At 75.4% G+C, this 21,329-nt stretch carries 15 protein-coding genes; 9 read left to right on the top strand and 6 right to left on the bottom strand.

Annotated features, from left to right (window positions below; all coding sequences use genetic code 11):
• Positions 1-36 precede the first annotated feature (36 nt).
• A complete protein-coding gene (locus ACFQTY_RS04905) occupies positions 37-3,336 on the top strand; it encodes an ATP-dependent helicase (RefSeq protein WP_378097999.1) in 3,300 nt (1,099 codons plus the stop codon).
• On the top strand, positions 3,333-6,638 hold the full coding sequence (locus ACFQTY_RS04910; protein WP_378098002.1) for a UvrD-helicase domain-containing protein: 3,306 nt from the start codon (positions 3,333-3,335) through the stop codon (positions 6,636-6,638). The genes ACFQTY_RS04905 and ACFQTY_RS04910 overlap by 4 nt, the downstream gene beginning before the upstream one ends.
• A 14-nt stretch (positions 6,639-6,652) precedes the next feature.
• On the opposite strand, the gene ACFQTY_RS04915 is transcribed toward ACFQTY_RS04910, so the two are convergent.
• Positions 6,653-7,600, bottom strand: coding sequence for a phosphotransferase (locus ACFQTY_RS04915; RefSeq protein ID WP_378098005.1), 948 nt, complete (start codon positions 7,598-7,600; stop codon positions 6,653-6,655).
• 152 nt (positions 7,601-7,752) lie between these two features.
• On the opposite strand from ACFQTY_RS04915, the gene nudC reads away from it, so the two are divergent.
• On the top strand, positions 7,753-9,030 hold the full coding sequence (gene nudC / locus ACFQTY_RS04920) for an NAD(+) diphosphatase (protein WP_378098008.1): 1,278 nt from the start codon (positions 7,753-7,755) through the stop codon (positions 9,028-9,030).
• 15 nt (positions 9,031-9,045) lie between these two features.
• Here nudC and ACFQTY_RS04925 read toward each other — a convergent pair whose 3' ends face one another.
• Positions 9,046-9,315 (bottom strand): mycoredoxin, encoded by a 270-nt coding sequence (locus ACFQTY_RS04925; RefSeq protein ID WP_291757743.1) that lies wholly within the window; start codon positions 9,313-9,315, stop codon positions 9,046-9,048.
• 194 nt (positions 9,316-9,509) lie between these two features.
• On the opposite strand from ACFQTY_RS04925, the gene ACFQTY_RS04930 reads away from it, so the two are divergent.
• From ACFQTY_RS04930 to ACFQTY_RS04940, 3 genes are all read left to right on the top strand, one after another.
• On the top strand, positions 9,510-11,597 hold the full coding sequence (locus tag ACFQTY_RS04930) for an ATP-dependent helicase (protein WP_378098013.1): 2,088 nt from the start codon (positions 9,510-9,512) through the stop codon (positions 11,595-11,597).
• Between the two features lie 67 nt (positions 11,598-11,664).
• Positions 11,665-11,835: a hypothetical protein gene (locus ACFQTY_RS04935; protein ID WP_291757741.1), complete on the top strand. Its 171-nt coding sequence runs from the start codon at positions 11,665-11,667 to the stop codon at positions 11,833-11,835.
• A gap of 144 nt (positions 11,836-11,979) precedes the next feature.
• A complete protein-coding gene (locus ACFQTY_RS04940; protein WP_291757739.1) occupies positions 11,980-12,318 on the top strand; it encodes a WhiB family transcriptional regulator in 339 nt (112 codons plus the stop codon).
• A gap of 69 nt (positions 12,319-12,387) precedes the next feature.
• Here the strand turns inward: ACFQTY_RS04940 and ACFQTY_RS04945 are convergent, their stop codons facing one another.
• The gene (locus ACFQTY_RS04945) at positions 12,388-13,392 is read right to left on the bottom strand and encodes a ThiF family adenylyltransferase (RefSeq protein WP_378098017.1); all 1,005 of its coding nucleotides are present in this window, start codon (positions 13,390-13,392) and stop codon (positions 12,388-12,390) included.
• 202 nt (positions 13,393-13,594) lie between these two features.
• Entirely contained in the window at positions 13,595-13,753 is a 159-nt protein-coding gene (locus tag ACFQTY_RS04950) for a DUF5679 domain-containing protein (protein ID WP_263729539.1), read from the bottom strand.
• A gap of 184 nt (positions 13,754-13,937) precedes the next feature.
• On the opposite strand from ACFQTY_RS04950, the gene ACFQTY_RS04955 reads away from it, so the two are divergent.
• Entirely contained in the window at positions 13,938-14,564 is a 627-nt protein-coding gene (locus tag ACFQTY_RS04955; protein WP_378098022.1) for a M48 family metallopeptidase, read from the top strand.
• Positions 14,565-14,649: 85 nt separating this feature from the next.
• On the opposite strand, the gene ACFQTY_RS04960 is transcribed toward ACFQTY_RS04955, so the two are convergent.
• Positions 14,650-16,122, bottom strand: coding sequence for a zinc-dependent metalloprotease (locus ACFQTY_RS04960; protein ID WP_378098025.1), 1,473 nt, complete (start codon positions 16,120-16,122; stop codon positions 14,650-14,652).
• Between the two features lie 251 nt (positions 16,123-16,373).
• Here ACFQTY_RS04960 and ACFQTY_RS04965 point away from each other — a divergent pair, with 251 nt between their 5' ends.
• Positions 16,374-17,507 (top strand): PDZ domain-containing protein, encoded by a 1,134-nt coding sequence (locus ACFQTY_RS04965; RefSeq protein WP_378098028.1) that lies wholly within the window; start codon positions 16,374-16,376, stop codon positions 17,505-17,507.
• A 4-nt stretch (positions 17,508-17,511) separates the two neighbouring features.
• Here ACFQTY_RS04965 and ACFQTY_RS04970 read toward each other — a convergent pair whose 3' ends face one another.
• Positions 17,512-18,165, bottom strand: a complete 654-nt coding sequence (locus ACFQTY_RS04970; RefSeq protein ID WP_378098031.1) for a PPA1309 family protein — start codon at positions 18,163-18,165, stop codon at positions 17,512-17,514.
• A gap of 120 nt (positions 18,166-18,285) precedes the next feature.
• On the opposite strand from ACFQTY_RS04970, the gene ACFQTY_RS04975 reads away from it, so the two are divergent.
• Complete coding sequence (locus ACFQTY_RS04975) at positions 18,286-21,294, top strand: UPF0182 family protein (RefSeq protein WP_378098034.1); 3,009 nt, start codon at positions 18,286-18,288, stop codon at positions 21,292-21,294.
• Positions 21,295-21,329: the final 35 nt, after the last annotated feature.

Raw genomic sequence — 21,329 nt, forward strand, 5'->3', positions numbered from 1 at the left:
CGTCGGCATGTCGGTGGGACGTGGTGGGATCTGGCCGTGCCCGACAGCCCACCCCCTCCGGTGCTCCGCGCACCGGCGGACGTCGGCAGGTCGGGTGCCCGTGGGACGTCCGGCACGGCGGCCGGCCGATCGGGCACGTCCGCTGCGGGTACGGTGCTGGCGCGGCCGACGCTGGCCGACGTGCCGCAGGAAGGTCCCGGCAGGCCGGTCACGCTCGACGACGCCCAGCGTGCGGCGGTCGACGCGGTGGCGGGCGGCGAGCGTGCCCTGCTCGTGCTCGGCGCGCCCGGTACCGGCAAGACGACCGTCGCGCTGGAGGCGGTGGTCGAGGCGGCCCGGCGCGGGGCCCGGGCCGACGACGTGCTGGTGCTGGCGGCGAGCCGCCGGCTCGCGGCTGACCTGCGCGACCGGCTCGCGGCCCGCTGGCCGCACACCGCGGGACGTCCGCTGGTGCAGACGCCGGCCGCGGTGGCGTTCGCGGTGCTGCGGGCACGCGCGGTGGCGCTCGGCGAGCCGCCGCCCGCGCTGGTGTCCGGGGCCGAGCAGGACCTGGTCCTCGCCGAGCTCCTCGCCGGCCACGCCGAGGGCGACGGGGCCGAGGTCGGGTGGCCGGCCGACGTACCCGTCGAGGCGCTCGGGCGGCGGGCGTTCCGCGACGAGCTGCGCGACCTGCTGATGCGTGCCGCGGAGCGCGGGCTGGCGCCCGAGGAGCTGGCCGCGCTCGGCAGGCGACACGAACGGCCGGAGTGGTGCGCCGCGGCGCGGGTCTACGAGGAGTACCTCGCGGTGATGGCGCTGCGCACGTCGACCCCGGACGTCGGTGCCCGGCTCGACCCTGCCGTCGTCGTCGACGAGGCGGTGCGCGCGCTCGAGTCGTGGGCGGAGGAGGTGCCCCGCGTGCCACCGCCGCGGTGGGGTCTCGTCGTCGTCGACGACCACCAGGAGTCGACCGCCGCGACCGCCCGGCTGCTGCGCGTGCTGGCGCAGGACGGTGCCCGGCTGCTGCTGCTCGCCGACCCCGACGCCGCGGTGCAGACGTTCCGGGGGGCGGACCCGGCGCTGGTGTCCCGAGCCGCGGTCGCCGGTGACGGTCCGGGGGAGCTGGACGCGCGCGTGCTGGCCCTGACGACGGCGTGGCGGCAGGGGGGTGCCCTTCGTGCGGTGACGGCCCGGGTCGCCGAGCGGGTCGGCACGGTCGGCACCGCGCAGCACCGACGTGCGGCCGCCCCGCCGGCGGCACCGGTCGGCTCGGTGCGGGTGGCGGTGCTGCCGAGCGAGGCGCAGGAGGCGGCGCTGGTGGCTCACGCGCTGCGCAGCGCGCGGCTGGAGGAGGGGCTCGGCTGGGACCGGATGGCGGTGGTGGCGCGGTCCGGGGACGGTGTCACGCGGCTGCGTCGTGCGCTGGCGGCGGCCGGCGTTCCGGTCAGCGTGCTCGGGTCGCAGGTCGCGCTGCGCGACGAGCCCGCCGTGCGCCCCCTGCTCGACGCGATGGGGGTCGCCTGCGGCGTGGCATCGCTCGACGCGCCGCTGGCCGCTCGGCTGCTGTGCTCGCCGCTGATCGGGCTCGATGCCGTGGGCCTGCGACGGGTCCGGCGCGCCCTGCGCGCCGTCGAGCTGGCCGGCGGCGGCGGCCGCAGCAGCGACGCGCTGCTGGTCGAGGCCGCGGCGGAGCAGACGAGGACCGCGGGGCTGCCCCCGACGGCCGCCGGCCCGTTGCGGCGGCTGGCCTCCGTGCTGGCCGCGGGTCGCGACGCGGCGCTGCGCGACGGCGCGGATGCGCAGGGGGTGCTGTGGGCGGTGTGGGACGCCGCGCGGGTCGCCGAGACGTGGCGGCGGGCGGCCCTGTCAGGTGGCGCCTCGGGACAGCGGGCGGACCGGGACCTCGATGCCGTGCTGGCCCTGTTCCGCGCGGCCGAGACGTTCGTCGACCGGAACCCGCAGGCGCCGCCGGGCGCGTTCGTCACGTGGCTGGAGGGGCAGGACCTGCCCGTCGACTCGCTGGCGGCGCGCGGCCGGCACCAGGCGGTCAGCGTGCTGACCCCCGCGGGCGCGGCCGGCCGCGAGTGGGACGTGGTGGCGGTCACCGGCGTGCAGGAGGGTGTGTGGCCCGACCTGCGGCTGCGGGACAGCATGCTCGGCGCCGCGGCGCTGGTGGACCTGCTCGACGGGCGTGCCGGGGCGTCGGACGGTCGTGGCGACCCGGTGCAGGCACGGGCGGCGGTGCTGGCGGACGAGCTGCGCTCGTTCACGGTCGCGTGCTCGCGCGCGCGCCGACGGCTGCTGGTCACGGCCGTCGCGGACACGGACCAGCAGCCCTCGCCCTTCCTCGACCTGGTCCAGCCGCCCGAGTCGGAGGACGGGGCCGAGCGTCGCACCACCGCACCGGCGCCGCTCGACCTGCGCGGGCTGGTGGCGTCGCTGCGGGCGTCGCTCGTCGCCTCGGTCGCGGACGGGCACCCGGACCGGGCCGCCGCACGCACGCTCGCGCGTCTGGCGGCCGCCGGCGTCGAGGGCGCCGACCCGGCGGAGTGGGCGGGGCTCGCGGAGCCGTCGTCGGACGCGCCGCTGTGGGACGAGGACACCCGCGTTCCCGTCTCGCCGTCGCGCATCGAGGCGGCGCAACGTTGCACGCTGCGCTGGGCGCTGGAGGCGGCGGGCGGCACACCCGCCGACTCGGGCCAGCAGACGCTCGGCACGCTGGTGCACGCCATCGCGCAGGAGCTGCCCCGCGGCACCAGGACCGAGCTGAGGGAGGCGCTCGACCGCCGGTGGTCCGAGCTGGGGCTCGGTGACGGCTGGCCGGCGCGTGCGGCGCGGCGGCGTGCCGAGCAGATGGTGGACCGCCTGGCCGACTACGTGCAGACGGCGGGGGAGCCGCTGCTGGTCGAGGCGGAGTTCACCCTGACCACCGAGCGGGCCCTGGTGCGAGGCTCGGCCGACCGGGTGGAGCGGGCTGCCGACGGTGCGGTGCGGGTGATCGACCTCAAGACGGGTCGTACGCCGCCGCCGCAGTCCGAGGCCGAGGCGAACCCCCAGCTGGCCGCCTACCAGCTGGCGGTGGAGAACGGCGCGTTCGCGGAGCTGGCCCCCGGCACCTCCAGCGCCGACGCGCGGCTGGTGTACCTGGGCAGCGGCAAGAAGGCGGCCCAGCGGGTGCAGCCGCCGATAGGCCCGGAGGCGGACGGCCCGAGCTGGGCCCGGACGATGATCGACGAGGTGGCCGGTGCGATGGCGGCCGCGCGGTTCCCCGCGACGCACAATGCGATGTGCGACCGGTGCCCGGTGCGCCGCTCGTGCCCGCTGCGCGACGAGGGTCAGCAGGTGGTGGCCGGATGAGCGTGCTGTCCGCGGTGCAGATCGCCGCGCTGCTGAACAAGGAACCGCCGACGCCGGAGCAGCAGCGGGTGATCGAGTCGCCGTTGCGCCCGGCGCTGGTCGTGGCCGGGGCGGGGTCCGGCAAGACGGAGACGATGGCAGCCCGCGTCGTCTGGCTGCTGGCCAACGGCCTGGTGGCGCCCGAGCAGGTCCTCGGGCTCACCTTCACCCGGAAGGCGGCCGGTGAGCTCGAGGACCGCGTCCGTCGGCGGCTGCGGGCGCTGGTGCGCAGCGCCCGGTCGGCACGGCTGGAGCTGCCCGGTGCGGAGCTGCTCGGCCTGCACGACCCCGACGACCCCCTCGGTGCCCTCAGCCGGCCGACCGTCTCGACGTACCACGCCTACGCCGCGGGGCTGGTCGGCGAGCACGCCCTTCGCCTCGGCCTCGAGCCCGGCGCCCGGCTGCTGGGCGAGGCGGCGCAGTGGCAGCTGGCGGCCGACGTCGTCGAGTCGTGGTCCGGCGACCTCGACACGGACAAGGCGACGTCCACCGTGGTGGACGCGGTGCTCGAGCTGTCCGGCGCGCTGGACGAGCACCTGGTGACGGTGGTGGACGCCCGGCGCGGGATCGAGCGGATCGTCGACGGCCTGACGTCGACGCCCGCCGGCGACCCGCCGCGGCCGCTGAAGCAGGAGCTCCGCACCCTGATCGGCTCGCTGCAGGAGCGGCTGCGGCTGCTCGACGTGGTGGCCGCCTACCGGGACCGCAAGCGCGCCGGAGACGTCATCGACTTCGGCGACCAGGTCGCGCTGGCCGCCAGGCTGGCCGGTGAGGTGCCGGCCGTCGCGAGCGCCGAACGGGACCGGTACCGCGTGGTGCTGCTCGACGAGTACCAGGACACGTCCCACGCCCAGCTGGAGCTGCTGCGAGCCCTCTTCGGCGACGGCCACCCCGTGATGGCGGTCGGGGACCCGCACCAGTCCATCTACGGCTGGCGCGGCGCCAGTGCGGGCGGTCTGGAACGGTTCCCGACCTCGTTCCCGGTGGTGGACGACGACGGCCGGCGGCCGGCCGACGTGCACCAGCTCTCCACGTCGTGGCGCAACGACCGGGCGATCCTCGACGCGGCGAACCTCGTGGCGGGTCCGCTGCGGGCCGCCGCCGCGGCTCGCGTGCACCCCGTGGAGGTCCCGGTGCTCGGCGCCCGGCCCGGCGCGGGGCCCGGTCACGTGGCGGCGCTGATGTGCGCCACGGTGGAGGAGGAGGCGTCGGCGGTCGCACGGTTCGTCGCCGAGCGGTGGCGTCCCGCGAGCCAGGACGGCCGTCGCGTCAGCGCCGCCGTGCTGTGCCGCAAGCGGTCGCAGTTCGAGGTGCTGGCACCCGCCCTGCGGGCGGCAGGGCTGCCGGTCGAGGTGGTCGGCCTCGGGGGGCTGCTCTCCACCCCCGAGGTGGTCGACCTGGTCGCGGCGCTGCAGGCGGCCCACGACCCGTCGCGCGGAGACGCGCTGATGCGGCTGCTCACCGGGGCGCGCACCCGGCTCGGTGCCGCGGACCTGCACGCGCTCGCGGCCTGGGCGCGCGAGCTCGCCGCCCGCGGTCCGGGCAGGTCGCGGTCCACCGACGACGGCTCTCGCGAGCACGACGTGGTGGACGAGCGCAGCATCGTCGACGCGCTCGACGACCTACCCGCACCGGGTTGGCGCAGCCATGACGGGCGCGTGCTGACCGACGTCGGTCGGACCCGCCTGGCGCGCCTCGCCACCGTGCTGCGTGACGTCCGCCGGCACACCTACCTGCCGCTCCCGGAGCTGGTGGCGGAGACGGAACGCCTGCTCGGCCTCGACATCGAGGTGGCGTCCCGACCGGGCGTCGGCCCCGCCCGTGCCCGCCTGCACCTCGACTCGTTCGCCCGGGTGGCCGGCGAGTTCGCCCGCTCCGCGGAGCTGCCCACGCTCGGCGGCTTCCTCGCCTGGCTGGAGGCGGCCGACGCGCGCGAGGACGGTCTCGAGCTGCCCGTGAGCGAGCCGGACCCGGACGCCGTCCAGCTGATCACCGTGCACGCCGCCAAGGGGCTGGAGTGGGACGTGGTCGCCGTGCCCGGCCTGGTGGACGGTGTGCTTCCCGTGCTGGCGAGCGGGGCCGACGGGCCGACGAGCTCGGGCTGGCTGACGGGGCTCGGCACGCTGCCGTACCCGCTGCGAGGTGACCGGGACGACCTCCCCGCCTTCCGCTACGCCGGCGCCGCGAGCCCGCAGGACCTGGACCGACGGCGGCTGGACTTCCGGCTGGACGCCGGCCGGCACGAGCTGGCCGAGGAGCGGCGGCTCGCCTACGTCGCGCTGACCCGTGCGCGGACGGACCTGCTGCTGACGGGTGCCTGGTGGGGCACCGCGACCCGACCACGGGCCGTGTCCCCCTTCCTCGCCGAGCTGCTCGAGGCGGGGGCGGTCTCGGAGGCCGGCTGGGAGGCGCCGCCCGAGGTGGGCGCGGCCAACCCGCGTGACGACGTGGTGGCCACCACGCAGTGGCCCGGCGACCCGTTCGGGGACGACGGTCGGCGACGCGCTGCGCTGGAGGAGGCGGCGGGCGCCGTGCGCGCCGCCGCCCAGGTCGCCGGCGGGCCGGACGGTGCCGGCACTGCCTGGGACCTGCTCGCCGACCGGCTGCTCGCCGAGCGGTCCGCCGCTCGGGAGCCGGACGGGCCCGTGGAGCTGCCGTCGCACCTGTCCGCGTCGGCGCTGGTGCGCCTCGACGCCGACGCGACCGGCTTCGCCGCCGAGCTGCGCCGCCCGGTCCCGTCGGCCCCGGCCCCGCAGGCCCGCCGCGGCACGGCCTTCCACGCCTGGGTCGAGGGCTGGTTCGGGGCTGCCTCGCTGGTGGACCTCGATGCGCTACCCGGTGCCGACGACGACTCGGTCGCGGTCGACGCCGACCTCGCGGCGCTGCGTGCGGCGTTCCTGCGCTCCCCGTGGGCGTACCGGACGCCGGTGGCGGTCGAGGTGGACGTGCAGACGTCGGTGGACGGCTACGTGCTGCGCAGCCGCATCGACGCGGTGTTCCCGGACCCGGACGCACCCGGTGACCCGCACGCCGTGGTGGTGGTCGACTGGAAGACGGGAGCGCCGCCGACCGACCCGGCCGAGCGGGCGCACCGCGAGCTGCAGCTGGCGGTGTACCGGCTCGCGTGGTCGCGGTGGACGGGAACGCCGCTGGAGTCGGTGCGTGCGGCGTTCTGCTACGTCGGTGCGGAGCGGACGGTGTGGCCGGAGCGACTGCTGGACGAGGAGGAGATCGCCGCGATGCTCCGCGGTGTCACCGTGTGACGAGCCGGTCGGCCCTAGACCGCCTCGGCGGCCTGCTCCTGCTCCTCCTGCATGCGAAGGTGCTCCTCGAGGTCCAGGAGCATCGCGACCGCATCGGCCACCACCTCGTCGTCGTGCGAGCGCACGCCCACCAGCAGCCAGCGTGCCAGCGCCAGCTCACCGGCCAGCAGCGCGCGCTCGGCGAGGTGCGGGTCGATCAGCTCGGTGCGCCGCAGCTGGTAGGCCTCGAGGATCGAGTCCACCGCGTCCTGCGGTGCGGCGACCAGCAGCCACGCGAGGTCGTCGGCCGGGTCGGCCACCATCGCCTCGCCCCAGTCGAGGACCCCGCTGACGTCGTCGTCGGCGACCAGGACGTGCTCGCTGGTCAGGTCGCCGTGCACCACCGTGGGCCGGAACCGCCACAGCGACACGTCCTCGAGCTTCGCCTCCCACCGGCGCAGCAGGCTCGCGGGGACCTTGCCCGTGCGCGCCGCCTCGTCGACCTCCGCCTGCCGTCGCTCCCGGTACGCCCCCGCCTCGTAGACGGGCATCCCGGCGTCCTCGACCACCGAGGTCGGCAGCTCGTGCAGCGCACCGATCGCCCGGCCCAGCGAGGCGGCGAGACCGGGACCGGGCCGCAGCGACTCCAGGCGCAGCGGGCGGCCCTTGACCAGCGGGTGCACGCAGGCGCGGCCGCCCTCCGGCAGGTGCGCGAAGCCTTCCGGACGGGGCACGTCGAACGGCAGCGCACCCGCGTCGACCTGCGCACCGAGGCGCTCGAGCAGCGCGACCTCGGCCTCGAGCGCCGCCCCGGACGCGGCCCCGACGGGGCAGCGCACCACCCAGCGGCGCGAGGCGGAGTCGATCACCATCGCCACGTCGAACTCGGAGCCGCCGCTCAGCGGTCGGCGCACGTCGACCGCGTCGAGGCCGGGGACCGCGACGGTCGCGAGGGCTGCGAGAGCGAGGGGCGAGCGAGGCACGTGGTCAGAGTAGGTCGGGTTCGTGGTGGTGCCGGGCGGCTGGCGCGGCGTGTCCGGCGTCGGCGGTACGCGAGGTCGTGCGACCCGGCGGTGGGCCGGGGGACCGCAGCCGGCAGCCCGGGCACGGACCGATCGCCGCGTACGGTCGGCGCATGATCTCCGACGACCTGCCCCTCTCGCGCGCCTCGGTCGACCGCACCGCGGTCGCCCGTGCCGACGAGGAGCTGATCAGGCGAGCCCGGGCGGACGGGCGCACCCGGGTGCTCCTGGTCCGGGACGGCTCGGTGGTGATGCGCACGCCTTCCGGGGATGCCGACCCCCTGGTCGGTGAGGGGTGGGGCCGTCGCGCAGGCGGCACGGTGCGGGTGGCGTTCCTGGACCCCGGCACGGCCGAGGCGGTGGCCCGAGCGGCCGACGCCGCACCGCGCGACGCCGAGCCGGCTGACGCGGCACCGCCCGGCACCGCACCCGCTGACCCGGAGCCGGCGGACGCCGAGCCCGGCGACGGCGGCTGGCTGTTCCTCGGCCGGGACGACGACGGCGACGTCCTCGCCCGCCGCGTCCGGCCGGAGCACAGCGCCCCGCGGTCCGGAGCACCCTCCGACGTGCTGGTGCACCGGCCCCGCCGGGACAGCGGTGCGGCCGCGGACGCCGCGATCGCGGCGAGCAGCGGCCTGACGAACGGCACCTCGTCGTCGCCGTCCACGTCCTCGGGTTCGACGTCGTCGACGGTCTCGTCGTCCGCCGCCCATACGGCACCCACCTCCCCGTCGGACGTCGACGCCGAACCCGTGCCCGAGCCCCTCCCGGGCTTGCGCTGGGTCGCCCTGCGCGCGATCGGTGCCGAGCTGTCCGACGCCGACGCCGGCCTGGCGACCACCGCCGTCGCGCTCGACGCGTGGCACGCCCGGCACCCGCGCTGCCCGCGCTGCGGGGCGCCGACGACGAGCACGGCAGCCGGCTGGACCCGCCGGTGCACGGTCGACGGCTCGGAGCACTACCCGCGCACGGACCCCGCCGTGATCATGGCGGTGGTGGACGACTCGGACCGGCTGCTCCTCGGTCACGCCGCCGCCTGGGCACCGCACCGGTTCTCCACGCTCGCGGGCTTCGTCGAGGCGGGCGAGTCGATCGAGCACGCGGTCCGTCGCGAGGTGGCGGAGGAGACGACCGTCCTGGTGGGCGACGTCGCGTACGTCGGCAGCCAGCCGTGGCCGTTCCCCGCGTCGCTGATGCTGGGCTTCCGCGCCCGCGCCCTGAGCACCGACGTGGTGGTCGACGGGGTCGAGCTCACCGAGGCCCGCTGGTTCAGCCGCGACGAGCTCGCGGCCGCCGTCGCCACCGGTGACCTGGTGCTGCCCAGCCCGGCGTCCATCGCGCACGCCCTGATCGAGGACTGGTACGGCGGCCCGGTGCCGACCTCGGACTGAGGGCCGCCCCGGTCGTCAGACGCCCAGCCGCTCCCGCACCTGGGCCAGCGACGGGTTGGTGGCGGCGGAGCCGTCGGGGAAGACGACGGTCGGCACCGTCCGGTTGCCCTCGTTGACCGACTCGACGAAGGCGGCGGCGTCCGGCACCTGCTCGACGTCCACCTCGGAGTAGTCGATCCCGGCGGCGTCGAGCTGGCTCTTGAGCCGGCGGCAGTACCCGCACCACGTGGTGGTGTACATGGTCAGCGGCTGCTGCGGGATCTCGGACGTCCGGGTGTCGCTCATGGGTCCTCTGGGTCCTCGTCGGTTCGTCGTGCTGCGTCTCGTGCTGCATGGTGGTCCGTGCAGCCGCCGATCGTGGTCGCTGTGCCGCGGTCGCTCTGCCGGCCCTCGGGCGCAACGCCGCACCACGGTGCCGTGTTCCCGCCGTCCACCGGTCGGCCGCCACCGTGTCGGTGCCGGCTGGGAGGATGTGCCCGATGTCCGCCGACGACCTGCTGGCCGCGCTCGACCCCGAGCAGCGTGCCGTCGCCACCGCCCTGACGGGGCCGGTGTGCGTGCTCGCGGGCGCCGGCACGGGCAAGACCAGGGCGATCACGCACCGCATCGCCTACGGCGTGCGCACCGGGCAGTACCGGCCGGCCGGGGTGCTCGCCGTGACGTTCACCGCGCGCGCAGCGGGGGAGATGCGGCTGCGGCTGCGCGCCCTCGGCGCCGGCGGCGTGCAGGCGCGTACGTTCCACGCGGCGGCGCTGCGGCAGCTCGGCTTCTTCTGGCCCCGCGTGGTGGGGGGTGCCCCGCCCCGGCTGCTCGAGCAGAAGGCGCCCGTGGTGGCGGACGCGGCCCGCCGGGCCGAGCTCGAGGGCGTCGACCGGCTCGCGATCCGTGACCTCGCCGCGGAGATCGAGTGGGCGAAGGTCAGCCTGGTCCCGTCCGACGACTACGTCGCCGCGGCGCGTGCCGCCCGGAGGCCGGCCCCCGGCGGGGTCGACCAGCAGGACGTGCCCCGCCTGATGTCCGCCTACGAGGACGCCAAGGAGGCACGGGGCGTCATCGACTTCGAGGACGTGCTGCTGCTCACCGCCGCCATGCTGGCCCAGCGTGGCGAGGTCGCCGAGCAGGTGCGCGCCCAGTACCGGCACTTCGTGGTCGACGAGTACCAGGACGTCAGCCCGCTGCAGCAGTACCTGCTGGACCAGTGGCTCGGTGGTCGGCACGACGTGTGCGTGGTCGGCGACCCGAGCCAGACGATCTACTCCTTCGCCGGGGCGAGCCCGCGGCACCTGCTCGAGTTCGCCCAGGCGCACCCGGGGACCACGCAGATCGACCTGGTCCGGGACTACCGCTCCACACCGCAGGTGGTACGGCTGGCCAACGCCGTGCTGGCCTCCGCTCCGAAGCGACCCGGTCACGCCCCGCTGCACCTGGTCGCGCAGCGTCCTGACGGTCCCGCGGTGCAGTGGACGACGTACGCGGACGACGAGGCGGAGGCGGCCGGCGTCGCGCAACGGGTCGCCCGCCTGGTGGCGGCCGGTACGCCGGCGTCCCGCATGGCGGTCCTGTTCCGGACCAACGTGCAGTCGGAGGCCTTCGAGGACTCGCTGTCCCGGCTGGGCATCGGCTACCAGCTGCGCGGCGGCGACCGGTTCTTCTCCCGGCAGGACGTGCGGCAGGCGGTGCTGCTGCTGCGCGGCGCGGCGCGGTCGGCCGACGCGGACGAGCGGATGCCGCAGCTGGTGCGCGACGTGCTGCTCTCCTCCGGGTGGGCGCCGTCACCACCGGCCGAGCGCGGTCAGGTCCGCGAGCGGTGGGACGCGATGCAGGCGCTCGTCGGGCTGGCCGACGAGGTGGCGGCCGCGGCCGAGGGCAGGCCGGCGACCCTCGCGGACCTCGTGGCCGAGCTCGACGAGCGTGCGGCGGCCCAGCAGGCGCCGACCACCGACGGCGTGACGCTGGCGTCCCTGCACGCGGCGAAGGGTCTGGAGTGGGACGTCGTGTTCCTCGTCGGGCTCAGCGAGGGGCTGCTGCCGATCTCCTTGGCGGAGACGGACGCGGCTCGCGAGGAGGAGCGCCGGCTGCTGTACGTCGGGGTGACCCGCGCCCGGGACCGTCTCGAGCTGTCCTGGGCCAAGGCCCGCACCCCGGGGTCGCGGGCGAGCCGCACCCGCTCGCAGTTCCTCGACGCCCTCTGGCCCGCGGGTCGCGAGGCCGGGGCCTCGGACGGCACGGCGTCCGACGAGGATCCCGCAGCGGCCCGTGCCCTCGCACGGCTCCAGCGCTGGCGTGCCGACCGGGCGGCGGCGGACGGCAAGGAGCCGTCGAAGGTGCTGACCGACCGCGTCCTGGCGGAGCTGGCGCGGCACCGCCCGGCCAGCCCCGAGGCACTGACCCGCATCCCCGGCTTCGGTCAGAACCAGCTGGTGCGCTACGGCCGGGACGTGCTCGCCGTGATCGCGGACGCCCTCGCCGAGGGTGTGGCCGTCGACCCCTCGGCGGCCCCTTCGACAATGTCTGGCACGAAGCCCGGAAAAAGGGTTGTGACGTCCACGAAGGCCCCCCTAAGGTGAACGGGTCCTTGTCGGAGGGCGCGACCGTGCAGGTCGCAGCCCGGATCGTGGGAGGAGGTGGCCACTGATGAAGCTGATGCTCGATGCATCCGAGCGTTGCGAGCGCCTGCGCGTGCGCATCCCCGCGGCCACGTCCCGCACGTTCCAGGGGCGCACTGTGCCCGCCGGCCTCTCGACGTACGTCGGCGTCGTCCGTGGCGCCACCACCGATCCCCGTCCCGGGACTCGTATGACCTGATCCGACCGTGAGGTCGGCACAGGCCGCGGAGTCCGGAACTCGGACCCGCGGCCTTTCTCGTCTCTCCGGACGTCCGGTGAGCGCACGGCGCAGGTCCGCACCGTCGCAGCACAACGCTCACCAGCAAGGACGTAGGAGGACATCGTGCGGCTCACCACGCTGCTCGACACCGTGAACAACGGGGGTTCCGGCCCGTGGCCGCCTGGCGCAACCGCGCCCGACACCCTCGACCAGCTCGTCGCCGAGCTGATCCCCTGCCGCTCGAACGACCCGGAGCTGTGGTTCGCCGAGCGGACGGCGGAGGTGGAGCGCGCCAAGGCGCTCTGCCGGACCTGCCCGCTGCTGGACGGCTGCCTCGCCGGTGCGATCGAACGCGCCGAGCCGTGGGGCGTCTGGGGCGGCGAGGTCTTCGTCGCCGGGCAGGTCGTCGCCGTCAAGCGCGGGCGCGGCCGTCCGCGCAAGGAGGCGAAGCCGGCAGCCTGACCCCGGCTCCGCGTGCCGGCCTCGTATCCGGCTCCTCGCGGACGGGATGGCTGGGCGCGCAGGGGGCGCTCAGCCGGCGACGGCAGCAGCACCGTGGGAGGTGCACCCGCAGTCCGGGTGCACCTCCCACGTGCGTGTCCGGGGCAGGACGTCCGGGAGGCCGACCTCGAACGTCGTGCCGATCCGCAGCCGCGTGCGTGCCGGCGGGTCGTCGACCGCCCGGAGCACCGCGGCGGCGGCGAGCCCGGCGCAGACGGCGGCCATCGCACCGACCTCGGCGGCGGGCGGTGCACCGACCAGCTGGGCGACGATCCGCGGCCAGCAGGGGTCGGCGTCGGCGCGGTGCAGGTCCAGGCACCGGAGGCACGGTCCGGTACCCGGCACGACGAGGGGCCCGACGACGGCGTCCGCCTCGCGCACCAGCACGGGCAGGTGCACCGTGCCCGTGCCGAGCAGCAGCTCGCTGCGGGCGGGATCCGCGGCGCCGTGCTCGACCAGGACAACCACGTCCGGCTCGGCGGAGGAGTCGGTGCGGACGTCCGGTGCGATGTCCCGCAGCACGCGGGCCGCGGCCCGCTCCCGCACCGACCCGACGTCGGACCACCGGTAGCCGCACACGCCGACGTCCACCGAGCGCACCGGGCTCGCGTCGTCGACCAGGACGGTGCCGACCCCGGCGGCGGCCAGCGTCCCTGCCGTCGCCAGACCGATCGGCCCCAGCCCCACCACGCCGACGACGGCGGTCCGCCTCGCGTCGACCACCCGGGCGCCGTCGCCGTCCGGTCGCAGCAGCCCGCACACGGTCGCGTCGGCTGCGGCGGGGCCGAGGACGGCGGGCGAGCGGCGGTCCGGCGCCGCCAGGCCGGCGTCGCGCAGCAGCGTGGCGAGCTGGGCGAGCCGCGCTCCGGTGCCGGCGGCCAGCTGGTCGGAGTCGGCACCGGCGCCGAGCGCCAGCACCGCCGCGGTCTCCCGCTCGGTCAACCCGTCGAGGCGAACCGCCCACCGGGGGTCGGTGCCGACCTGGACCTCACCGTCCGTGCGGGTCAGCACGCGCAGCCCGGGCCGCAGCCTCATGGTCCCTCCTCGTCCGCCGTCGGGCGGCCACTGTGCCAGGCGGGGCCGGCACCGGACCGCGGACCGTCCACAGGGGCCGACGGCCGTCCGCAGGGCCGGGGACGCAGGGGGACGACGAAGGGCCGGGGACGACGAAGGGCCGGGGACGACGAAGGGCACCGTCACCCGGTGGTGACGGTGCCCTTCGCTCGGGACGTGAGGGTCAGGCCTTGCCCAGGATCCGGTTCAGCTTGGTGCCGCAGACCGGGCAGATGGCCTTGGCCATCTTGCGACCGGACTCGGAGACGACGACGTCGCCCTCCGCCTGCCGCTTCTCCTTGCACTTCACGCAGTAGAACTCACCCGCGTACGTCTCGGCCATTCAGGTCCCTCCTCGGTGTGGTTCGCCCGACCGGAGCATGCCGGCCGGCGACAGGGTCGGCGCCGTGCCGGCGCGCCCGCGCTCACAGTAGTGGCCAGGCGCTCCGTGCGTGCGGAGCCTGCGCGGCAGCCTGTCGCACCGGGGATCTGCCGTGCTGTCGCCGCGCCGCGCTACGGTGCCGCCTGTGCCGCCCGCGCACGACCCGTCGGTCGAGGTCCGCCGCTCGCGCCGCCGTGCCCGGACGGTGACGGCGTGGCGGGAGGACGGCCGCACCATCGTCGCCATCCCGGCCAGGTTCACCCGGGCGCAGGAGGCCGAGTGGGTGGGCCGGATGGTGGCACGCCTGGCGGCGCAGGAGAAGCGGCGCCGACCGTCCGACGACGAGCTCCTGTCCCGCGCGGCGGACCTGTCGGCGCGGTACCTGGGCGGCCGCGCGGTGCCGTCGTCGGTCCGGTGGTCCACCCAGCAGGGGCGCCGCTGGGGGTCGTGCACGCCGACGGACGGCACGATCCGCATCTCGGACCGCATCCGCGGCATGCCGCGGTGGGTGACGGACTACGTGCTGCTGCACGAGCTGACGCACCTGCTGCACCCCGGGCACGGTCCCGAGTTCTGGGCCGAGCTGGAGCACTACCCGCACACCGAGCGGGCGCGCGGCTTCCTCGAGGGGTACGCGCACGCCGTGGACCGGGAGGGTGTGCGGCCCGCGGCCGTGCCCTCGCCGTCGGGGCCGTGGTCGGACGACGATGCGCCGGACGACGGGCCGGACGGGGTGGACGACGACGTCGAGGAGGACGGTCGACGGGCCTGAGCTGGGGCCGCCGACCCGGCGGACGTCCTGACGGCGCGCCGCCCAGCCAGTGCTGCCGCCCGCTCGGTGACGCCGTGCGAGCCGGTCAGCCCTGCTCGGCGTCCTTCGGCGGCTCCTCACCCAGGATCTCGGCCAGCGCGCGGTCCAGCTCGGCGCCCTCGTCGATCGCGGCCTGCCGCCGGGCGGCGTAGCCGGACGGGTCGTCCAGGTCCGCCGTGGTGGGCATCAGGTCGGGGTGCTGCCAGACGGCGTCGCGCCCGGACTGGCCGCGCTCGGCGTCGATGGCCGCCCACAGGGTGGCGGCGTCGCGCAGCCGTCGGGGGCGCAGCTCGAGGCCGACGAGGCTGGCGAACGTCTGCTCGGCGGGTCCGCCGGACGCGCGTCGGCGGCGCAGCATCTCGCGCAGCGGGACCGCGTGCGGCAGGTGGGGGAGGGCGGCCTGGGCCGTCACCTCGTCCACCCAGCCCTCGACCAGCGCCAGTGAGGTCTCGAGGCGCTCGAGGGCCGCGGCCTGCTCGGGGGTGTTCTGCGGGACGAAGATGCCGCCGGTCAGCGCCTCCTGCAGCGCCTGCGGGTCGGTCGGGTCCACCGAACGGACCGCCTCGCCGAGCTCGTCGGCGTCGATGGCGATGCCGCGTGCATAGGCCTCGACCAGGCCGAACAGGTGCGCGCGCAGCCAGGGGACGTGCGTGAACAGGCGCGTCGCCGCCGCCTCGCGCAGCGCGAGGAACAGGCGCACCTCGTCGGCCGGCACCTCCAGGCCCTCACCGAACTCCGCCACGTTGTGCGGCACCAGCACCGGGACGGGCTGCTCGAGCAGGGGGAGGCCGATGTCCGTGGCGCCGAACACCTCGCGGGACAGGGTGCCGGAGGCCTGCCCGACCTGGAGGCCGAACACCGCCGACCCGAGGCGCCGCAGCAGCTGACCCATGTCGATCGGCCCACCGGTGCCGTCGCCCAGCAGGCCGCTCAGCGCGCCCGGAGGCAGGCCGCCGAACGCCCCGCCGGGTCCGCCGGGCGCCCCGAGCTCCTCGGCGAAACCCTCCGGCAGCGACGAGCCGAGCGCCTGCACCAGGGCGGTGGACAGGGACGACGCGACGGGTTCGGTCAGGGTGCGCCACGTCGGCAGCGTCGCCTCGACCCACTCGGCGCGGCTCCACGCGCGGCCCGTCGCCCCGGTGGGCGGCAGGTCGGTGGCGGCGTCGAGCCACAGCTCGGCCACCGAGAACGCCTGTGCCACCTGGTCGGTCTCGGCGCGGCTGACGGACGGGTCGCCGCCCAGGGAGGCCTGCTGGCGGGCCAGCTCGTGGGCCATCGACCAGTTGACCGGCTCGTCACCGGACTCGGCGAACATCCGCTGCACCTGGCTGAACACCTGCTGCAGGGCGGCGGGGTCCTGCGGCAGGCCCGACCCCGAGGCCATCGCGGCGGGGTCGATGCCCGCCGCGCGCAGCTGGGCGATCGCCTCGTCGGCGGCCGGGCCCAGCATCGAGCGGAGCACCTGCTCCCAGTCGGGCTGCTCACCCGGCACGGCCGGGTCCGGCGTCTGCGGGCTCATGGGTCCTCCTGGACGGTCGGCGGCCGACGCGTCGCACGCACCTGCGTCCGCCGGTCGCGGTCGGTGCGGCTGCCGTCGTGGGATCGCGGCTCCACGGTAACCGCCGCCGTCGCGGCCGAACGAGGGCCGGCACCGCCTGGAGCAGCGGGTTCGCTCACGGCGCAGCGCCGCGTCACCGGTGCGCGTCCCGCGGTCGGGCGGCGGCGCCGGTCGGTACGCGCGGTCCCAGACGCGTGCGCGATGATCGGCGGGTGTTCGCCAGCCCCGAGCCCCGTCCCGACGAGATCGCGCCGGCGCCCGACGAGGGTGCGGCGGCGGCCGTCGAGCCGCGCCGACCCGTCGACCCGCGCTCCGTGCTGCTGTCCGGCGGCATGCTGCTGACGGCCGTGCTGATCGCCGTCGCCGTGGTGATCCCGGTCCCGTACGCCGTGACCAGCCCGGGACCGACGCGCGACGTGCTGGGCTCCCAGAACGGCACGCCGCTGATCCGGATCTCCGGCGCCCAGACGTACCCGTCCACCGGACAGCTGCGGCTGACCACCGTGTCCGGGACCGGGGGGCCGGGGTACCCGTCGTCTCTGTCAGGAGTGCTGCGCGGCTGGTTCGACCCGACGTCCGTCGTCGACCCGGCCGAGGCGGTGGTCCCCAAGGGCCAGACGCAGCAGCAGATCGACGCGGCGAACTCCCAGGAGATGACCAGCTCGCAGGAGAACGCGACGGTCGCGGCGCTGACGCAGCTGGGCTACACCGTCCCGGCGACGCTGACCGTCGCCGGCACGCAGGACGGCACCGACGCCGCGACCAAGCTGCACAAGGGGGACGTGCTGGAGCAGCTGGACGGCACGACGCTGCCGGACTACCAGACGCTGGTGCGCAAGCTCGAGGCCGTGACACCCGGGAGCACGGTCACGCTGACGGTGCGGCGCGACGGTGCCGACCAGCAGGTACCGATCGTGACGTCGAAGCGCCCCGACGGCCGCGCGCTGATCGGGGTGATGATCGACCCGACGTTCACGTTCCCCGTGAAGGTGGACATCAGCATCGACGGGATCGGCGGCCCGAGCGCGGGGACGATGTTCGCCCTCGGCATCGTCGACAAGCTCACCCCGGCCGACGAGGCGAACGGCGCCAAGATCGCCGGCACCGGGACGATGGACGTCACCGGGGAGGTCGGGCCGATCGGCGGCATCCGGCAGAAGCTGGTGGGCGCCCGGCGCGACGGTGCCGACTGGTTCCTGGCACCGGCGTCGAACTGCGACGAGGTGGTGGGTCACGTCCCCGCCGGCCTGCACGTGGTCAAGGTGGCGACGCTGTCCGACGCGGTGGCGGCGATGACCGCGATCGGCAAGGGTGCGGGCGGCTCGTTGCCCACCTGCACGCGCTGACGCGTCAGTCGAGCGTCGAGCGCAGCGCCGCGACCAGGCCGGGGACCACGTCGGGACCGCCGCCCACCTGGTCGTCGGAGTCGTGCGCGCGGGTGCGGACGGCGCACCACGCGGCACCGTCGCGCAGCACGCCGACGGCGATCCGCACGTCCTGCCGGTCCGGGTGGCCCATCAGGTAGGCGACCGCCGCGTCCGGGTCGGCCGGCAGCTGCGCCTCGGCGGCCGGCGGGAGCACCACGCGCTCCACCGTGAGCGCCGCACCGTCCACCGTCGACGGCCAGGACAGCTGGCCCAGCAGCTGCTCGACGTCCTCCGCGGCCGGCAGGCCCTCCTGCTCGACGGAGGTCAGGTGCCAGGGGTTGGTGCGGGCGGCGGCGAGCACCTCCGGCTCGAGCTGGTCGGCGAGCGTCGGTTCGGTGGTCAGCGCCTGCTGGGTGCGCACCAGGGCGAACACCCGGACGGGTGCGTCCCAGCCCGCGCGGGCGACGTGCAGCTCGATCTCCCGGACCGCGGCGGTCAGCGCGGTGCGGGCCGCGACGGAGCCTGCGCCGCTCGTCGTGACGTCGTCGCCTCCTGCCGGTGCGCCGCTTTCGGGAGCGCCGCTCGGGGCCGGTGTCCCGTCGGGCGCGTCGCCCGCTGCCTGGAGTGCGTCCGCCATGGCCTCATCGTCGCATCGGTGTGGGAACCTGGGCCCCGACCGGCGCGTTCACCGGCTGGCCCCTTCGTGGGCCACCCGGCCAGGAGGCCGGACCGCTCACACGACGAGGACCACCGCCGGATGTTCGCCTCACCGCCCCGCCCCCGCCCCCGTCCCGCCCGGCGTCGACGCGGGCCCCTGCTGCCGACCATCGCCATCCTGGCCGGCATCGCGATCGTCGTCGTGATCCTGTCGCACGTGTGGACCGAGGCGCTGTGGTTCAACCAGCTCGGCTACCTGCAGGTGCTGTGGACCGAGTGGGGCACCCGGGGCGTGCTGTTCGTCGTGGGGTTCGCCGTGATGGCCGTCGCGGTGGCAGGCAGCCTGCGGTTCGCGTACCACTCGCGTCCGGTGTACGCACCGTCGACGCCCGAGCAGACGAGCCTCGACCAGTACCGCGAGGCGATCGAGCCGCTGCGCCGGCTGGTGATGCTGGTCGGACCGGTGCTGCTGGGGCTGTTCGCCGGCGGTGCCGCGGCGCAGCGCTGGGACACGGTGCAGCTGGCGATGCACGCGCAGCGCGTCGGCACCACCGACCCGCAGTTCCACCTGGACCTCGGCTTCTACATGTTCACGCTGCCGGTGCTGCGGTTCACGGTGTCGTTCCTGATGGCCGTGGTGATCCTGTCCGGCATCGGCGCGCTGGCGACCCACTACCTGTACGGCGGCCTGCGGCTGGGCCCCGCCGCGAAGGGCAACCGGACCACCCGCGCCGCGCGTGTGCACCTGTCGGTGCTGGCCGCGGTGCTGCTGGTGCTGATCGCCGCGAGCTACTGGCTGGACCGGTACTCGCTGCTGATGAAGAACAGCGCCGGGCAGAAGTTCGCCGGCGCGACCTTCACCGACGTGCACGCGGTGATGCCGTCCAAGGCGATCCTCACCGTCGCCGCCCTCGTCGTCGCCGCGGCGTTCGTCTACTCGGCGATCACCGGCAACTGGCGGCTGCCGGGCATCGGCGTCGCGCTGATGCTGCTGTCCGCCATCGTCGTCGGCGGCATCTACCCGGCGATCGTGCAGCGCTTCCAGGTGCAGCCCAACCAGCAGGACGCCGAGAAGGAGTACATCCAGCGCAACATCGACTCGACGCGGCAGGCGTACGGGCTGAGGGACGTCAAGACGAGCGAGTATCCGGCGAAGGTGACCGCGGAGGCCGGTGCGCTGCGCTCCGACGCCGAGACGACCAACTCGATCCGCCTGCTCGACCCGCAGCTGGTGTCGCCGTCGTTCAAGCAGCTGCAGCAGATCCGCGGGTTCTACGACTTCCCGCAGACGCTGTCGGTGGACCGGTACACGGTCAACGGTCAGAGCCGTGACACCGTGATCGCCGTCCGCGAGCTCGACCTCAACGGGCTGAGCGACTCGCAGCGGAACTGGGTGAACAACACCACCGTGTACACCCACGGGTACGGCGTGGTGGCGGCCTACGGCAACACGCGTGGCGCCAACGGTCAGCCGGCGTTCTGGGAGGGCGGCATCCCGTCCAGCGGTGACATCGGCACCTACGAGCCGCGCATCTACTTCGGCGAGACGTCCCCGCCGTACTCGATCGTCGGCGGTCCCGACGGCTCCACAGGGTGGGAGTTCGACTACCCGGACGACACGGGTGGCTCCGGCTCGCTGAACACGCGGTTCCCGACGCAGACGGTCTCCGCGGGGCCGAGCATCGGCAACCTGTGGAACAAGATCATGTACTCGATCAAGTTCGGGGACGAGCAGATCCTGTTCTCCAACCGCGTCACCCCGCAGTCGCAGATCCTCTACGACCGCAACCCGCGGGACCGGGTGGCCAAGGTGGCGCCCTACCTCGAGCTGGACGGCCGGGTGTACCCGGCGGTGATCGACGGCCGCGTGAAGTGGATCATCGACGGCTACACCACCTCGGACCAGTACCCGTACAGCGCCAGCCAGTCGCTCTCGGACGCGACCACCGACTCGGTCACCCAGACCAGCTCCAACGTGCAGGCGCTGCAGCCGAAGACGGTGAACTACATCCGCAACTCGGTGAAGGCGACGGTCGACGCGTACGACGGGTCGGTGGACCTGTACACCTGGGACACGCAGGACCCGGTGCTCAAGGCGTGGTCGAAGGTGTTCCCCACGTCGGTCAAGCCGATGTCGGACATCAGCGGTGCGCTGATGAGCCACATCCGGTACCCGGAGGACCTGTTCAAGGTGCAGCGCACGCTGCTGGCCAAGTACCACGTGACGGACGCCGGGCAGTTCTTCTCCGGCAACGACTTCTGGGCCAACCCGCTGGACCCGACCACCACCACCGAGAAGGTCGACCAGCCGCCGTACTACCTGACCCTGCAGATGCCGGACCAGAAGTCGGCGAACTTCTCGCTGATGTCGACGTTCATCCCGGCCGGCTCCACCGCGCGTGAGGTGCTGACGGGATACCTGGCGGCGGACGCCGAGGCGGGCAACGTCGCCGGCAAACCGTCGCCGGACTACGGCACGTTGCGGCTGCTGACGCTGCCGCGCGACTCGACGGTGCCCGGACCGGGACAGGCCAACTCGGCCTTCACGGCGGACGCCACCGTGTCGAACGAGCTGAACATCCTGGGCCGCGGCGACTCGTCGGTGCTGCGCGGCAACCTGCTGACGCTGCCGGTGGGCGGGGGACTGCTCTACGTGCAGCCCGTGTACGTGCAGGCGTCGAGCGGCACCACGTTCCCGCTGCTGCAGCGCGTGCTGGTGTCGTTCGGCAACAAGATCGGGTTCGCCGAGACGCTGGACGAGGCGCTGAACCAGGTGTTCGGCGGCAACTCCGGCGCCCAGGCCGGTGACGCCGGGTCCGGTGGGACGCCGAGCCCGTCGCCGAGCCCCAGCGGCACCCCGTCGCCGGCTCCGTCCGGCACGCCGACGCCGAGCACCAGCCCGACGCCGTCGCCGAGCGGCTCCTCCACCGGTGGGGACGCCACGGCGCGCGCCGACCTGCAGTCGGCGCTGCAGGCGGCCAGCCAGGCGATGAAGGACGGTCAGGCGGCGCTCGCGGCGAACGACTTCGCGGCGTACGGCGCGGCGCAGTCCCGGCTGGACGCGGCGATCCAGGCCGCGATCGACGCGCAGGCGCGGCTGGGCAGCTGACATGGGCAGCTGACGCGGGTGGCCGACGAGGGTCG

Origin of the sequence: Cellulomonas sp. T2.31MG-18, from assembly GCF_964266755.1 — a bacterium.
Taxonomy (GTDB): Bacteria; Actinomycetota; Actinomycetes; order Actinomycetales; family Cellulomonadaceae; genus Cellulomonas.

Bases quoted from the DNA above. Each gene is read 5' to 3' on its own strand.
- ACFQTY_RS04925 (WP_291757743.1), bottom strand. From the start codon at position 9,315: ATGAGCGACACCCGGACGTCCGAGATCCCGCAGCAGCCGCTGACCATG.
- ACFQTY_RS04945 (WP_378098017.1), bottom strand. From the start codon at position 13,392: ATGAGGCTGCGGCCCGGGCTGCGCGTGCTGACCCGCACGGACGGTGAG.
- ACFQTY_RS04910 (WP_378098002.1), top strand. From the start codon at position 3,333: ATGAGCGTGCTGTCCGCGGTGCAGATCGCCGCGCTGCTGAACAAGGAA.
- ACFQTY_RS04950 (WP_263729539.1), bottom strand. From the start codon at position 13,753: ATGGCCGAGACGTACGCGGGTGAGTTCTACTGCGTGAAGTGCAAGGAG.
- nudC (WP_378098008.1), top strand. From the start codon at position 7,753: ATGATCTCCGACGACCTGCCCCTCTCGCGCGCCTCGGTCGACCGCACC.
- ACFQTY_RS04975 (WP_378098034.1), top strand. From the start codon at position 18,286: ATGTTCGCCTCACCGCCCCGCCCCCGCCCCCGTCCCGCCCGGCGTCGA.
- ACFQTY_RS04960 (WP_378098025.1), bottom strand. From the start codon at position 16,122: ATGAGCCCGCAGACGCCGGACCCGGCCGTGCCGGGTGAGCAGCCCGAC.
- ACFQTY_RS04970 (WP_378098031.1), bottom strand. From the start codon at position 18,165: ATGGCGGACGCACTCCAGGCAGCGGGCGACGCGCCCGACGGGACACCG.
- ACFQTY_RS04930 (WP_378098013.1), top strand. From the start codon at position 9,510: ATGTCCGCCGACGACCTGCTGGCCGCGCTCGACCCCGAGCAGCGTGCC.
- ACFQTY_RS04935 (WP_291757741.1), top strand. From the start codon at position 11,665: ATGAAGCTGATGCTCGATGCATCCGAGCGTTGCGAGCGCCTGCGCGTG.